This window comes from Streptomyces sp. YIM S03343 (assembly GCF_054729195.1).
The window spans coordinates 1,221,390-1,235,248 of the sequence record NZ_JBPUKX010000001.1 but is presented as its reverse complement, the minus strand read 5'-3'; the positions used below and the strand labels follow the sequence as shown (position 1 = coordinate 1,235,248).

The window sequence follows — 13,859 nt, the reverse complement described above, 5'->3', positions numbered from 1 at the left end:
GACACCTGATGGACAAGCAGACAGCCGTTGAGAAGGCCGCCGCCGAGCTGATCGCCCACGGCGGACCCGCCTGCCGTACCGACCCGCACATCCCACTCGACGCCATGGGTGTGGCGTTGGACGCGGGGGCAACGCACGACGAGATCGCCGCCGAGATGCGCCGCCAGCGCGGCGCCTGACCGCCTGCCACACTGGACCATCCCCAAGGAGAACCATGCGTATCGGACCGTTCGAGATCATCATCCGTCGCCGCCGCACCGGCCTGCCGTGCGGAGCCTGCCAGGGCCGCGGCCTGTTCCACACCAAAGGCACCATGGACAAGTACCCGGCGCCCGAGGGATACGACGGCGTCACCCTGTGCGGCTGCGGCACCGCACACGACCTCCTCGCCGACACCGCACGTCGGCGCCGGCAGAGTGGGCGGGAGCAGCGCCGAGGCGTCGCCCCGTTCTGACCCGCCGTGCCACACTGGGCTTGGGTCCGCCGGTCTTCCCCCGTACCGGCGGGCCCTCCCGCGTTTCCAGGCGGCCGGCAGACGCAGGCGGCTACGCTGCGGCGCGTATCCGGATCTAGGGGGATCTCATGCGCACCACCACGCTGCTCGCCGTCACGCTGCTGCTCGCCGGAGCCGCGGTCGGCTGCTCGCCAGAAAGACGCGACACCGCCAAGGCCAGTCTCCCGGCGGAGACCGTCACGCCGTCCACTGAGCCCGCGACGTCGGCTTCCGCGACCAGCGGTTCGGACAAGGTGTTCCCGCTGACGCACACCGTGACCTACGACCACGGCGTGAAGCTCGGCCTGTCAGGGTTCTCCCGCGGCGTGTCCAGTGATGTGGCGTCGCCCGCGAACACGCCATACGTGAAGTTCACCGTGAAGGTCACCAACGGCTCCAGCGGCACCGTGGACACGACGGTAATGTCGGTGAACTGCTCCTACGGGGAAGACGGACAGCAGAGCGAATCGATCTTCGACGACGGGTTGAACGGGGCGCCGCAGACACGGCTTTTGGCGGGCCGGTCGTTGTCGGTGCCGTGGGCGTGCGAGTTGCCGAAGGGCGAGCGGGTGTTGCAGGTGGAGGTGACACCCGATCTGGAGTCGGCTACGGCGATCTTCACGGGCGAGGTGAAGTAGCCGGACATGCCGAGGCCCCGCACCGGACGGAGTGTCCGGGCGGGGCCTTCGTCACGCGGAGGGTCAGATGACCATCGGCTCGACGGCGAGCAGCTCGTGGCCGCGGCGCCGGTACCAGTCGTCGAGCGCGGCGCCAAGCAGCTCGCGCATCTCCTCGACCACATCGTCGGCGTACATCTGCTCGCCGTCCTTGGTGGGGAGGCGGTCGGAGCTGTGGACGGTGCAGGCAATCTCGATACGGCGGAGTTCCTTGCTCACGGTGTCTCCTCGGTGATGGTGTCGCTGAGGTCCCGCAGATCCCGGCACAGCGCCGAGTACTCCCCGGGCCAACGCCGCTCCACCAGCTCGGCGACGTCGAGGAGCTGCTCGCGTGTCTCGTAGTCCTCGCGGCTCATGCCGGTGTGCCGGTAGCCGCTCACGATGGCTCCTCGTCCGGGCGCACCGAACCCGCGCTCGCGCTGAGCCGCGCACGATGCAGCCGCACACCCTCCGCGTCATACGGCGCATCCACGCCCATCTCCTCGTGCACGCGCTGGTACACGCCGTCCTCGATCAGTTCGATGTCCAACTCCGTCCACGGCGTCGGGCCGACGAGCGGGGTCAGCTTCTTGATGCGTTCGACGATCCAGTCGCAATGCATGGACCACTGGCCTTCGTAGGCGCTGCGGCGAGCGGTTTGGAGGTCGGTCCAGAGGTAGGACAGTTCCTCGGCGAGGGCCTCGCGCAGGGTATCCAGCTGCTCGTTCATGTGGTGGTCTCCTCGCCGCCCGCCAGGCGCTCCGGCCCGATCGGCCAGGCCTTCGGGTCCCCGCCACGCGCGATCCACTCGCGGCGCCGCTCGTCGTCTGGGCGTTCCATATACCGACGGAGCTGCGCCTCACCGTCGAGCGGCGTGTTGTCGAGCACCCATTCCAGCGCGCGGGAGGCGGCGTCGACGGAGGCGTCCCAGCCGTGCTCGATGATGTCGTCTTCCAGCGTGTCCCGCATGGCGCTGATCTCTTCGGCGCTCCTCATGCGACCTCCCCGGTCTGGAGTTTGCGCCCGTCCATGATGATGCGGCGCACGGTCTCCCGGCTGTAGCCGGTGGCTTCGATGATGTCCTTCTGCGGCATGTGGTCCGCAGCTTCGGCCAGCGCGCGGGCACGTGTGCGCTCGGCTTCGGCGATCTCCGCGTCGTAGGCCTCGCGGATCTTGGTGACGTCGTCTCGGGTGACCATGCCCCCAATATGCCTCACGAACTAGGCCTAGTCTAGTTGACATGCCTCATGGATTAGGCCTAGAGTATTAGGCATAACGACGAACAAGGGGGCAACACCATGAGGCACACCAAGAACGAGACCACCACCCAAACCCTCACCCGCCTCATCACCGCCCTCGACAAGCAGCAGCCCGTCACCATCACCTACACCAAGGCCGACGGCACCGAGACCATCCGCACCATCGAGATCGCCGACGTCATCGTCACCAACGCCGGCGACATCGTCCTCCGCGCGATGGACCGCGACAGCCTGGAGATGCGCTCCTTCCGGACCGACCGCATCGTCTCCTACACCGTTCACCGCACCGCCTACGTGCTGGAGCGCCCGGCCGCCGACGAGCCCAAGACCCGCCCCGCGCGCGGTCTCGCCACGGTCACCGTCCTGTACCCCGTCGACTGCCCCGCCCTCGCCCGCGTCGACCTCCTCGCCGACGCGCTGGCCGCCTGACCGCCCCAAGGAACGGAGCCCCACCATGTCCACCGCGATCCTCATCACCCCGGAAGCGGACATCGTCCCCATCAACCTCCCCGACAACCCCGACCGCCGGCAGGCCGTCATGCGCGCCGTCATCCGCTGCGACCGGTACGACCTCGTCGCCCTCACCACCCGCCTCGACATGTGGATCGACGACGAGGGCATCTACAACCATCCCGTCAACCAGCTCGCCACGCTCCTCGCCGCGCGCCACGGATTCACCTGGCAGAAGTACCGCGGGCCCGTACTCCTCACCGGGGGCGCCGACGAGGACGGCGGGACCCTGCCGCTCACCCCGGACATGGTCAGCGCGCTCCTGGCCAGCGTGGCCGACATCGTCAGCTGAACCCGTCGACTGCCCCCCACGCCCGCCCACCAGGGGCCGCCCCACCGCCAGGCGGCCCCGCCCGGCCCCCGGATCGGAGCCACCCCGTGAACCTCACCGACGACCTGGCCGCTGTCCGCCGTCAGATCCACCGCCTCCGCGTCGACATGACCCGCCCCACCTACCCGGGTTGGGCGTGGGAGCACCGGCACGGCACGGAGGCCGCGCTCGCCCGGGCGGAGCGCCAGGAGGCCGCGCTCGTCGAGGCCCTGGCCGCCGAGGAGCAGCACACCCTCGCCCTCACCGCCGCGGCCGACGCGTCCGGCTGGCCGCTCCTCTACGCCATCGCCCACGTGGCCGCCAGCACCCGGCCTTCCCTCGCCGCCTAGGAGACCCTGATGCATCTTCCGATTGACCCCAGCCCCGAGGAGATCCGCGCGATCCTCGCCGAGCGCGCCCTCAACCTCCGCATCCGGGAGTCCATCGAGCTCGGCGCCCGACGGGCCGCCATGCGCGCCATCCGGCAGACGCCGCCCGACGAGCCCGAGACCGACACCAACTGACCCACCCGCCGGGGGGCGTGCCGGACACCACCAGCACAGGCCCCGCCTGACCGCCCGACACGACAGGACGAACCCATGACCACCACACCCCAACCCCTCAACTCCGAACGCCTCGCCGCGATCGAGACCGCCATCAACAGCCCCACCGGCCCCTCCACCGACGACCTGCGTGACCTGCTCGCCGAGGCCAAGCGCGCCCGCACCGACGCCGACACCCAGTACGCGGAGGCCGACTACTGGCGTGAGGGCTACCGCCTCGCCAAAGGGCTGAGCCATGAGGAGATCGGCGCCATCATCGCCGTCCGTGACGCGTCCAAGGCCCACCCGCGCCCATGCCGGTTCCCGCACGAGGCGTGCCTCTGCGACGGCTGACCCATGACGGCCCGACACGACAGGATGAACCCCATGACCGAACGCCACGCATTCCCCCTCGCCGACATCCTCTCCGTCACCACGGGAAAGCTGCTCTCCCACCGCCACATGGACGGCATCTACGACATCCTCAGCCACATGACAGGCCAGAGCCTGTTCACCCACCAGCTCGGTGACGCCTGCGACAAGGCCAAGCCCGCGCTGCTGGAGCAGCACCCGCACCTCACCGACGTACGCCCGCCGGACGGACTCGACAAGCACGACCTGCTGGCCTGGCTGGTCGAGACCGAACGCGTCCACGGGGAGACCGCCGAGGTGCAGCCACTCGCCGACTGGGAGCACCGTGACCCGATCGAGGACGCCTGCGACAAGATCGGCGCGGACAAGGTGTTCGTGGTGCCCACCGAGGACTGACGACAACACCCGCGTACGCAGAGGGCCGTATCCCAGCTTCGCCACCAGGGATACGGCCCTCACCCATGCGCACCACCGTCCCACCAGCCTGCGCACAGTTACCATCAAACCACCACCAGCCAGTAACACCAGGAAGGGGCGCACACCATGGCCAAACGTGAACTCCCCGAAGGCTTCCAGGAACACCGCACCGACGGCCAGCGCCGCTGCTGGGCCCGCTCCAAGAAACGCGATGGCGGCCAGTGCGGGGCCACCGCCATGACCGGGCAGAACGTGTGCCGCCACCACGGCGGCGCATCCCCACAAGCCATCGCGAGAGCCGAACAACGCGTCGCAGAGGCCGAAGTCGCAGACGCAACCCGCCGCGCCCTCGCCACCCTCGACATCGCCCCCGTCGACAATCCCCTCACCGCCCTCTCTGAAGTCGCCGGCCAGATCCTCGCTTGGAAGGATCAACTGGCGGCCCGGGTCAACGACATCAGCGACGCGATCCGCTACAAGGACGGCCGTGGCGCCGAGCAGCTCCGCGCCGAGGTCGCCCTGTACGAGCGTGCCCTCGACCGCTCGATCACCGCGCTCTCCGCGATCGCCCGGCTCAACATCGACGAGCGGCTCGCCGCGATCAGCGAGAAGCAGGCCGACGCCGTCATCACGGCGATCGAGGCCGCACTCGCTCATGCCGGCGTCACCGGCGAGCGGTCTGTCGAGGCGAAGAAGGTAGCGGCCCGGCACCTTCGCGTCGTGAGCTGACGGGGCAGGCGAAGTGATCGGCTTCCTCGGACGGGCTGCCGACCTCCTCGACGAGCGGGCCGCGCAGGAAGCTGCGTCGGAGCAGCACGCTTCCGACCCGTGGGCGTGGGCGCGGGACAAGCTCGGCGTTCACCTGTGGTCGAAGCAGGTGGAGATCGCCGAGTCGGTTCGTGACAACCGGCAGACTGCGGTGAAGTCCTGTCACGGTGTCGGCAAGAGTTTCCTGGCCGCGCAGTTGGTGGCGTGGTGGCTCGACATCCATCCGCCTGGCGAGGCCCGCGTGGTCACGACGGCGCCGACCGGTGACCAGGTGAAGGCGATCCTGTGGTCGGAGATCAACGGCGCGTTCACGAAGGCGGAGGCGCGCGGCACGCCGTTCCTGGGGCGGATCAACGAGACTGACTGGAAGCTCGGCAAGCGGCTGATCGCGTTCGGCCGCAAGCCCAGCGACTACAACCCGCACGCCTTCCAGGGCATCCACGCCAAGTACGTCCTGGTCATTCTCGACGAGGCATGCGGTGTGAACAAGCAGTTCTGGACTGCGGCCCGCGCCATCGCCACCGGCGAGCACTGCCGGATCCTGGCCATCGGAAACCCTGACGACCCGGGCGCGGAGTTCGCGCGCGTCTGCGCCAGCACTCGCTGGAACACGGTGAAGGTGTCCGCGTTCGACACCCCCAACTTCACCGGCGAGGCAGTCCCCGATGAGCTGCGCGAGATGCTCGTCAGCCGCTCCTACGTCGAGGAAATGGCACAGGAGTACGGTGAGGAGTCGCCCACCTACATCAGCAAAGTCCTCGGCGAGTTCCCCTCGGATGCCGAGGACGGCGTCGTCCGCCTGTCGAAGGTCCGGGCCTGCTGCCGTCCCCGCGAGACCCCTTGGGCGCCAGACCGGCTAGGGCCTGTCGAGTTGGGTGTCGATATGGGTGCCGGCGGCGACGAGACCGTCATCCGGGAACGTCGCGGTGTGGTGGTCGGCCGTGAGTGGCGGTTCCGTGAGCGGGATCCGAAGAAGGCGGTCGCTCAGATCGTTGAGGCGATCAACGAGTCCCGGGCCGTGACGGTGAAAGTGGATGCGATCGGGATCGGCTGGGGTGTCGTCGGGATGCTCCAGGAAAAGGAATCCGAGGGCTGGCACCGGGCTCATGTGGTGGGTGTGAATGTGTCGGAGTCGTCGACTGACCCGGCCCGGTTCAAGAACCTGCGTTCACAGCTGTGGTGGGAAGTGGGCCGCCAGTTGTCGGAAGACCTCGCGTGGGACATGTCCGGGCTGGACGAGGCGGACCAGGAGCGGCTGGCGTCGCAGCTGACGGCGCCGAAGTACACGACTGACAGCGCTGGGCGGACCGTGGTCGAGCCGAAGGCTGAGACGAAGAAGCGGTTGGGGCGCAGTCCGGACAACGCGGATGCGTTGCTCCTCGCCTTCCACGATGCGGGGCCGCCGCGGGTGAGGTGGCTGTGAACTTGTACGGTTCCTATAAAGACCGCAGCAGTGGGACGAATGGGGTGTTTCGGTGACTGGTCAGCAACAGAGCAGGTTGGCAGGGCGTATGAACGTGGCTATGCCGTATGTGCTTGACGGGACTGGAGCTATGCTCTTGTCGGGATCTGCCATGATGTGGAACGTCGTGGCCGGAACGGCAGCCCTCGGATTGTCGGTGCTCTACATGAGCCACCGCCTCTTCGGAGGACGCCCGTAGCGCGAAGGAGGGGCGTTGGCCAGAACCCTCCTCGGCGACCTCAACAACGCCGCCCGCGCCCTCTTCAACCGCTCCCCGGTCCCCTACACGGCGTCCGGGAACATCAGCATCCCGTGGCGGCAGCCCACCGGCGCCGAAGCGCAGATGCGGGCCATGGGCAGCGTGGGGACGCTGTTCGCCATCGTCAACCGCACCAGCAATGCGACCGCCCTCGTCAACTGGCGGCTCTACCGCAAAGCCCCGTCCGGGCTGAAGGAAGACCGGGTTGAGGTCACACAGCATGCGGCCCTGGACCTGATCAACCGGCCGAACCCGTTCTTCACCCGGCAGGAACTCGTCGAGTCGACACAGCAGCACATCGACCTCACCGGCGAAGGCTGGTGGGTCATCACCCGCAACCCGCGCTCGCCGATCCCCCTCGAACTGTGGCCGGTACGCCCCGACCGGATGGCCCCGATCCCGGACCCCGTCGACTTCATCCGCGGGTACACGTACACCGCCCCCGACGGACGCGAGATCCCCCTCCGGGTTGAGGACGTCATCCAGATCCGCATGCCCAACCCCCTCGACCCCTATCGGGGGATGGGGCCGGTGCAGTCGATCCTCACCGAGATCGACGCCAGCAGGTACTCCGCGGAGTGGAACCGGAACTTCTTCCTCAACTCCGCCGAGCCCGGCGGCATCCTCGAAGTCGACCGGCGCCTGTCCGACGGCGAGTTCAACGAGGCACGCGACCGCTGGTCCGAGCAGCATAGGGGCGTCTCGAACGCGCACCGTGTAGCGATCATCGAGAACGGCCTGAAGTGGGTCGACCGCAAACTCACCCAGCGCGACATGCAGTTCGCTGAACTCCGGCAGGTGTCCCGCGACGTGATGCGCGAGGCGTTCGGCGCGCCGGCGTTCGTCCTCGGCGAGGTCGGTGACGTTAACCGGGCCACCGCCGAAGCATCGAAGGTGCTGTTCGCGGAGCAGCTCACCGTGCCGCGGCTGGAGCGTTTCAAGGGCGCACTGAACAACGACCTCCTGCCCCTGTACGGCAAGGATGCGGCCCGGCTGCTGGAGTTCGACTACGACGACCCGGTACCCGCCGACGCCACCGCCCGCAACGCCGAACTCGCCGCGAAGTCGACCGCCGCCAAGACCCTCATCGACGCAGGCCTCGACCCAGCCGCGGTGCTGGAGTACCTCGACCTGCCGCAGATGGCGCACACCTCGCCGCCCGCCAAGCAGCCCCCGCCAGCTCCGGCGGCTGTGCCCGCGCCGGCGGCCCGCGTGGACCTGCACCACCACATTCCATACCAGCTGCCCGCCCGGCAGCCGTCGTACAACCACGTGCAGGCGCTGCCCCGCCGGAAGGTGCGGGCGCAGGCCGCCGACGATGCCGCGCTGGAGCAGATACGGGAACAGTTCGACATCGCGCTCGCCAGCCTGTTGGACGCGTGGGAGCCGGTCGCTGAGGCGCAGCTGGAGGAAGTGACCGCGCAGATCGAGACCGCGGTCAACGCCGGTGACACGGCGGCATTGGCTGACCTGTCCGTGGACTCCGACGCCGCGGCGAAGGTCCTGCGCTCAGCGCTCGCCGACATGGCGAAGCAGGCTGCGGCGCAGATGGCCGCAGAGGCCGCCGAGCAAGGCGTGAAGGTGAAGCCGCCCCGCCTGGCCCGCTCCCTCACGAACGCCTTCGGTAGCGAGCTGGTGGAGGTTGCCGCGGCCGTTGCCGGGCTGCTGTCCGCAGACGTTGCAGCTTCCGCTGGCCGTGAGGCGCTGCGCCTGCTGGTACCGGGCGCGGACGGCACGGACGTTGCGGGGAAGGTCGGCACGTTCCTGCGGGGGCTGAAGAACTGGTTCCGCCGCGACCACTTGGGTGGGGCTTTGCATCGGGCGCAGAACATCGGCCGGCTTGCGACGTTGGCGGCTGCGCCTCCGGCCCGGTATCGCGCGGACGAGCGCATGGATCAGAACACTTGTTCCCCGTGTCGTGAGATCGACGGCACCGAGTGGGACACGCTCGCCGAGGCACAGGCCGTGTACGGGGCGGGCGGCTACCTGCGGTGCGAGGGCGGAATCCGCTGCCGGGGCACTGTGACGGCTTTCTGGGACACCACGGAGGAGGCCTCAATGGGCCGCACACGACGGGCCTGGAACACCGCCAGCCCCGAACAGATCGCAGCCCGCAGCCGGGCCATGCGCCCCGAACTCGCCCCGCCGGACGGCACCCAGTCCTGGTACCGCATCACCAACGCCATGGACGGCCCGGAAGGCCCGGGCACCCCATGCCTGTACATCTACGGCGACATCGGCTCGTGGGGGATCACGGCCGCGCAGTGCGTACACGACCTCGCGGAGATCGAAGCCCCCGTCATCGACCTGTACATCAACAGCCCGGGCGGAGAGGTCTTCGACGGGCTGGCGATCTACAACGCGCTCCGGTCCCATCCCGCGAAGGTCATGGTGCGTGTCGATGCCCTCGCTGCGTCGATCGCCTCGGTGATCGCGATGGCCGGTGACCACGTGACGATGTCGCCCGGCTCGCAGATGATGATCCACGATGCGAACGGTGTTGCCTGCGGCGAGCCCGACGAGCTGCGCAAGTATGCCGACTTCCTCGACGCGCAGTCCGACAACATCGCCGCCATCTACGCCGAACGTGCGGGCGGCACAGCCAAGCAGTGGCGAGCCCGCATGCAGGCCGAGACCTGGTACTTCGCCGATGAGGCTGTCGCCGCCGGGCTGGCCGATGAGGTCGCTAAGCCTGTCCGGCAGGACACCACCGCCGAAGCCGCAGCGATGGCCGCCTCATGGGACCTCGCGGTGTACAACTACGCGCACACCAGTCGCGACGAGGCGCCCGCCCCTGTGCTGGACTCGGCGTGCCCTACCCATCACACGGCGACGGTCGACTCGCCGTGGGATGCGGGGCCGAACGAGAAGCGTCTGCCGTCGCCGATGCCTCTCGCCACGGCGAAGAAGGCGTACGGCTGGTACGACCCTGCCCAGGTCGACAACGGGGAGCTGCCGAAGACGGCGTGCAAGTTCCCGCACCACGAAGTGTCCGGTGACGGAACCCCAGGCGCCGCGAACCTGGCAGCCTGCCGGAACGGGCTCGCCCGCCTCCCGCAGTCCGACGTACCCGAGGCGCAGCGCGCAGCAGTCGAGCGCCACCTGCGGGCGCATCTCGCCGACGGCGGCAGCAGCGGCAACCACACCGACGCCGATCCGATGGCCGTCGCGTTCGACCCGGCCGCGTTCCGGGCCGCCGCCGTAGCAGCCCTCGACCCGATGCCCGACTACCAGCCCGACCACCTCAGGTCGCTCATGGCCGGGCTCGCCGGTGATGCGCCCGCCGTACCCGCGCCGCAGCGTGTCGAGGCGCCGTACGTACCGCCGCCCGTCGACCAGGCGCCGGAGGCGGACCCGGAGCAGGTTGCGGTGGGCTGGTTCCGGTCCCTGTTCACGGCCGTCGCCAACGACGCCCCCGCCGCGCCACCCCCGGCCGCTCCGGCACCCGCCGCCGAGGCGCCGCCCACGATGTATGTGCCTGAGCCCCCGCGGCCCGCCGACGAGGTGGCCGTGGACTACATGCGCACCCTCATGGCGAACGCCGCCCAAGATCTTGCCGCCCCCGACCAGGCTGCGGCACCCGGCCCGGCACCCGCCGATCCGGTCCCCGCTATCGACCGAACCGCTTTCGAACGCAGCCTCAGGGAGGCACGACTGTGAGCATGTCCAGCACCATCCAGAGGCAGCGCGACACCGCCACAACCAGCATGCGGCAACGCATGCTGGCCCGCGCCGGGTTCGACCCCGCCCGCGCTGGCAAGGCGTACAACCAGGCCCCGGCCGGGGCCGTCGACCCGGAGCGTCTGGCCATCCCGACGGGGCAGGCCGAGCTGGAGTCGATGCTCACCGACTCGGCGAAGATGCAGAAGGTGTTCGCCGACAAGAACGGTGCGTTCGGCGAGTTCGTCACCAACTACGCGCGCGCCGTCCACAACCGGGACCTGTCGATCGCGACGCAGGTGAAGGAGCAGACGGAGCAGATCCTCGCGAACTGGCTGCGGGAGAACCAGCCCGAGGGCGTCGACCGGATCGACCTCACCCCGAAGGCGGTCGTGCAGACCGGGAACGCCCGCAACCACCTGCACAACCCGCGTGCGATGGGTGCTGTCCTGGACCGCGAGTTCAAGAACAGCGCGGAGTATTTCCAGACGATCTGGCACAACGCCAACCGCACCGCGGACATGCAGGCCAAGCTCAGCAGGGTTCGCAACGCGTTCTCCTCCACCGTCCCCAGCGAGGGCGGGTTCCTCATCCCCGAGGTGCTGCGCTCCGAACTCCTCGCGGTGGCGCTGGAGATGTCCGTCGTCCGGCAGCGCGCCCGCGTCATCCCGATGGAAACCCTCCGGGTCCCGTTCCCGGCCATCGACGCCACCTCCAACGTCTCCTCCGTGTACGGCGGCATCGTCGGCTACTGGACCGAGGAAGGCGCCGCGCTCACCGCGTCGCAGGCGGCGTTCTCCCGGATCGTCCTCGACGCGAAGAAGCTCACCGCGTACACCGAGGTCCCCAACGAACTCATCTCCGACTCGGCGATCAGCTTCCAGGCGTTCCTCGACCAGATCTTCCCCGAGGCCCTCAACTTCTACGAGGACCTCGCGTTCCTCAAGGGCACCGGCGTCGGCGAACCCCAGGGCGCACTGTCGACCAACAACAGCGCGATCGTCACCGTCGCCAAGGAGAACAACCAGAACGCGGACACCATCCTGTGGGAGAACATCGTCAAGATGTACGCCCGCATGCTCCCCGGTTCGCTGGACCGCGCCGTGTGGGTCGTCTCCCCCGACACCTTCCCCGAGCTGGCCACGATGGCACTGTCCGTCGGCACCGGCGGCTCCGCGATCTGGCTCAACAACGGCGTCGCCGGCCCGCCGATGACGATCCTCGGCCGCCCGGTCATCGTCACCGAAAAGGCCCCTGGCCTCCTCGGAGACCAGGGCGACATCAGCTTCGTCGACTTCGGTTTCTACTTGATCGGCGACCGACAGGTCATGTCCGCCATGTCGTCCCCGCACTTCAAGTTCCAGAACGACCAAACCGCCTACCGCATCATCCAGCGCGTCGACGGCAAGCCCTGGCTCCAGTCCGCCGTGACGCCGCAGAACGGCGGGGCAACGCTTTCGCCGTTCGTGCAGCTCGCCGACCGAGCCTGACCACGCCAGCCCGGGCGGGCATTGACACCCCCGTCCGGGCCTGATCCGCAGAGGCACTCAACCCCCTCAAGGAGGGCACCCCATGGAAGCACTCGGACGGACGCTCAACGCGATCCAGCTGGCCGACAACAAGTACATCAACCTGAAGGACGGCGCCGGCGTCACCTTCCTCTGCTACCTCGCGGCGGCGGCAGGCGACACCTACACCCTGACCGAGGCGAAGACCGCGGCCGGGGGCAGTTCTCAGGTCCTCGCGACGATCACCCGCTATCACACGTGCACCGGTGACGGTACGGACACGTGGACCAAGCGCACCCAGGCCGCCGCGTCCACGGTCGTCACGGCGGCCGCGGCCACGCAGAACGCGATGGTCGTCGAGGTCGACGGGGTGGAACTCTCCGACGGCTACAAGTACCTGAAGCTCGCATCCACCGGGGCAGGTCTTGTGACCGCGGTCCTGCGGGATCTGACCGTGCAGCGCGCCCCCGCCAGCCTGCCGGCTCTGGGGGTCTGACATGTCGGTTCTCATCCAGGCCAGTCAGCTGCGCCTCATCAACCTCGGCCAGCGCGCGTCCAAGAGCACCGGCACGCTCGCGGCGACGACCGTGCCCCTGTTCACGATCGCGGGTGGCCGGGTCGGTATCACCGCGATCTACGGCTACGTGGGCACGGCGATCACGGTCGCCAACTCCTACAAGCTCGTGTCGAACCCGACGACCGGCACAACCATGGATCTGTGCACGGCCACCGACCTGGGGACCAACGACACCCCGGCCGGGGCCGTGCTGTCCATGACCAGCCCGGCGGCAGCAATCACAGGCGGCTCGACCACGACCGTGTCCACGGTGTCCCTGACGGGCATCGTGCCGATCCCTGTGGGACAGATCGAGTCGGTGTCGGCCGGTACGGACGGCGAGATCACCTGGGTGGTCTTCTGGATCCCCCTCGACGACGGTGCCACGCTGGTGGCGGCCTGATCATGCCGAAGACGACCCGTACCCGCGGCGGCACCGTCAGCGGGACAGCAACAAACCAAGCGCCGGAGCCTCTGCTCCTGGGCGAGCGGCTCATCATCCGCGACGGGCGGATCGAGTTCCTCAACGCCTCAGGCGTGGTTGATGCGGTCCTGTCCCGCGACTCCGCCGGCGTGCTGCGCCTGACCGGGGCGTGGGTGCTGGAGGGTGCCGCGTCGGGTACGGACGTCCTCACCTCCCGGGTGATCGGCGACGCGAACCCGCAGTTCGTCCTCAACGCCAACGGGCAGCTGGAGTGGGGGCCCGGGTCGGGTGCGGTCGATGTGAACTTGTCCCGTGACGGGTCGGCTCGTCTGCACACCGTGAACACGTTCGTGACCGAGGGGGATCTGCACTGTGATGTTGCGGGCGGCGGCCTGAACTTGAAGGAGGGCTCCAACGCCCGCTCGGGTGTGGCCACTTTGGTGGCTGGCGGGGCGGTGGTGGCGACGACGGAGGTGTCGGCGTCCAGCCGGATTCAGTTGACGGTGCAGTCGCTGGGCACGGTGACGGCGCCGAAAGCGATCGGGGTGACGGCCCGTACAGCGGCCACGTCGTTCACGATCACGTCGGCGGACGCCACGGACACGTCGGTGGTGGCCTGGATGATCGTGGAGCCTGCCTGATGGCCCGCTGGAGATGCCCCGA

Annotated in this window: 21 protein-coding genes; 16 read left to right on the top strand and 5 right to left on the bottom strand. The window is 68.9% G+C overall.

The annotated features are described in order from the left end of the window. The first annotated feature begins 8 nt into the window (after positions 1–8). The 3 genes from ACSYGN_RS05400 (at position 9) to ACSYGN_RS05390 (ending at position 1,131) form a co-directional block, all read left to right on the top strand. Positions 9–179, top strand: a complete 171-nt coding sequence (locus ACSYGN_RS05400; protein ID WP_460392362.1) for a hypothetical protein — start codon at positions 9–11, stop codon at positions 177–179. Between the two features lie 35 nt (positions 180–214). Beyond that, positions 215–454 carry a hypothetical protein gene (locus ACSYGN_RS05395; protein WP_460392360.1) on the top strand — a complete coding sequence of 80 codons (240 nt, stop codon included), beginning with the start codon at positions 215–217 and terminating at the stop codon, positions 452–454. Positions 455–582: 128 nt separating this feature from the next. Further along, a complete protein-coding gene (locus ACSYGN_RS05390) occupies positions 583–1,131 on the top strand; it encodes a hypothetical protein (protein ID WP_460392358.1) in 549 nt (182 codons plus the stop codon). A gap of 63 nt (positions 1,132–1,194) precedes the next feature. On the opposite strand, the gene ACSYGN_RS05385 is transcribed toward ACSYGN_RS05390, so the two are convergent. From ACSYGN_RS05385 to ACSYGN_RS05365, 5 genes are read right to left on the bottom strand one after another with little or no spacing between them, the layout of a single operon-like run. Continuing rightward, positions 1,195–1,389 carry a hypothetical protein gene (locus ACSYGN_RS05385; protein ID WP_460392356.1) on the bottom strand — a complete coding sequence of 65 codons (195 nt, stop codon included), beginning with the start codon at positions 1,387–1,389 and terminating at the stop codon, positions 1,195–1,197. Continuing rightward, complete coding sequence (locus ACSYGN_RS05380; RefSeq protein WP_460392354.1) at positions 1,386–1,550, bottom strand: hypothetical protein; 165 nt, start codon at positions 1,548–1,550, stop codon at positions 1,386–1,388. The genes ACSYGN_RS05385 and ACSYGN_RS05380 overlap by 4 nt, the downstream gene beginning before the upstream one ends. Next, positions 1,547–1,879 (bottom strand): hypothetical protein, encoded by a 333-nt coding sequence (locus tag ACSYGN_RS05375; protein WP_460392352.1) that lies wholly within the window; start codon positions 1,877–1,879, stop codon positions 1,547–1,549. The genes ACSYGN_RS05380 and ACSYGN_RS05375 overlap by 4 nt, the downstream gene beginning before the upstream one ends. Next, complete coding sequence (locus tag ACSYGN_RS05370) at positions 1,876–2,145, bottom strand: hypothetical protein (protein ID WP_460392350.1); 270 nt, start codon at positions 2,143–2,145, stop codon at positions 1,876–1,878. The genes ACSYGN_RS05375 and ACSYGN_RS05370 overlap by 4 nt, the downstream gene beginning before the upstream one ends. Further along, positions 2,142–2,348, bottom strand: coding sequence for a helix-turn-helix domain-containing protein (locus tag ACSYGN_RS05365; protein ID WP_460392348.1), 207 nt, complete (start codon positions 2,346–2,348; stop codon positions 2,142–2,144). The genes ACSYGN_RS05370 and ACSYGN_RS05365 overlap by 4 nt, the downstream gene beginning before the upstream one ends. Before the next feature lie 99 nt (positions 2,349–2,447). On the opposite strand from ACSYGN_RS05365, the gene ACSYGN_RS05360 reads away from it, so the two are divergent. From ACSYGN_RS05360 to ACSYGN_RS05300, 13 genes are all read left to right on the top strand, one after another. After that, positions 2,448–2,837 carry a WYL domain-containing protein gene (locus ACSYGN_RS05360; RefSeq protein WP_460392346.1) on the top strand — a complete coding sequence of 130 codons (390 nt, stop codon included), beginning with the start codon at positions 2,448–2,450 and terminating at the stop codon, positions 2,835–2,837. 25 nt (positions 2,838–2,862) lie between these two features. Further along, positions 2,863–3,210: a DUF3846 domain-containing protein gene (locus ACSYGN_RS05355; RefSeq protein ID WP_460392344.1), complete on the top strand. Its 348-nt coding sequence runs from the start codon at positions 2,863–2,865 to the stop codon at positions 3,208–3,210. 86 nt (positions 3,211–3,296) lie between these two features. Then, the gene (locus ACSYGN_RS05350) at positions 3,297–3,578 is read left to right on the top strand and encodes a hypothetical protein (protein ID WP_460392342.1); all 282 of its coding nucleotides are present in this window, start codon (positions 3,297–3,299) and stop codon (positions 3,576–3,578) included. A 9-nt stretch (positions 3,579–3,587) separates the two neighbouring features. Beyond that, positions 3,588–3,752, top strand: a complete 165-nt coding sequence (locus ACSYGN_RS05345; RefSeq protein ID WP_460392340.1) for a hypothetical protein — start codon at positions 3,588–3,590, stop codon at positions 3,750–3,752. 75 nt (positions 3,753–3,827) lie between these two features. Further along, the gene (locus ACSYGN_RS05340) at positions 3,828–4,124 is read left to right on the top strand and encodes a hypothetical protein (protein WP_460392338.1); all 297 of its coding nucleotides are present in this window, start codon (positions 3,828–3,830) and stop codon (positions 4,122–4,124) included. Positions 4,125–4,157: 33 nt separating this feature from the next. After that, a complete protein-coding gene (locus ACSYGN_RS05335) occupies positions 4,158–4,538 on the top strand; it encodes a DUF7736 domain-containing protein (RefSeq protein ID WP_460392336.1) in 381 nt (126 codons plus the stop codon). Between the two features lie 147 nt (positions 4,539–4,685). Beyond that, positions 4,686–5,288, top strand: a complete 603-nt coding sequence (locus ACSYGN_RS05330; protein ID WP_460392334.1) for a hypothetical protein — start codon at positions 4,686–4,688, stop codon at positions 5,286–5,288. 13 nt (positions 5,289–5,301) lie between these two features. Then, a complete protein-coding gene (locus tag ACSYGN_RS05325; RefSeq protein WP_460392332.1) occupies positions 5,302–6,750 on the top strand; it encodes a terminase large subunit domain-containing protein in 1,449 nt (482 codons plus the stop codon). A 253-nt stretch (positions 6,751–7,003) separates the two neighbouring features. Then, complete coding sequence (locus tag ACSYGN_RS05320) at positions 7,004–10,708, top strand: head maturation protease, ClpP-related (RefSeq protein WP_460392330.1); 3,705 nt, start codon at positions 7,004–7,006, stop codon at positions 10,706–10,708. Positions 10,709–10,710: 2 nt separating this feature from the next. Continuing rightward, positions 10,711–12,198 (top strand): phage major capsid protein, encoded by a 1,488-nt coding sequence (locus ACSYGN_RS05315; protein WP_460392328.1) that lies wholly within the window; start codon positions 10,711–10,713, stop codon positions 12,196–12,198. Positions 12,199–12,280: 82 nt separating this feature from the next. After that, entirely contained in the window at positions 12,281–12,712 is a 432-nt protein-coding gene (locus ACSYGN_RS05310) for a hypothetical protein (RefSeq protein ID WP_460392326.1), read from the top strand. 1 nt (position 12,713) lies between these two features. Continuing rightward, positions 12,714–13,175, top strand: coding sequence for a hypothetical protein (locus ACSYGN_RS05305; RefSeq protein WP_460392324.1), 462 nt, complete (start codon positions 12,714–12,716; stop codon positions 13,173–13,175). 2 nt (positions 13,176–13,177) lie between these two features. Beyond that, positions 13,178–13,837, top strand: a complete 660-nt coding sequence (locus ACSYGN_RS05300; protein ID WP_460392322.1) for a hypothetical protein — start codon at positions 13,178–13,180, stop codon at positions 13,835–13,837. Positions 13,838–13,859 lie beyond the last annotated feature (22 nt).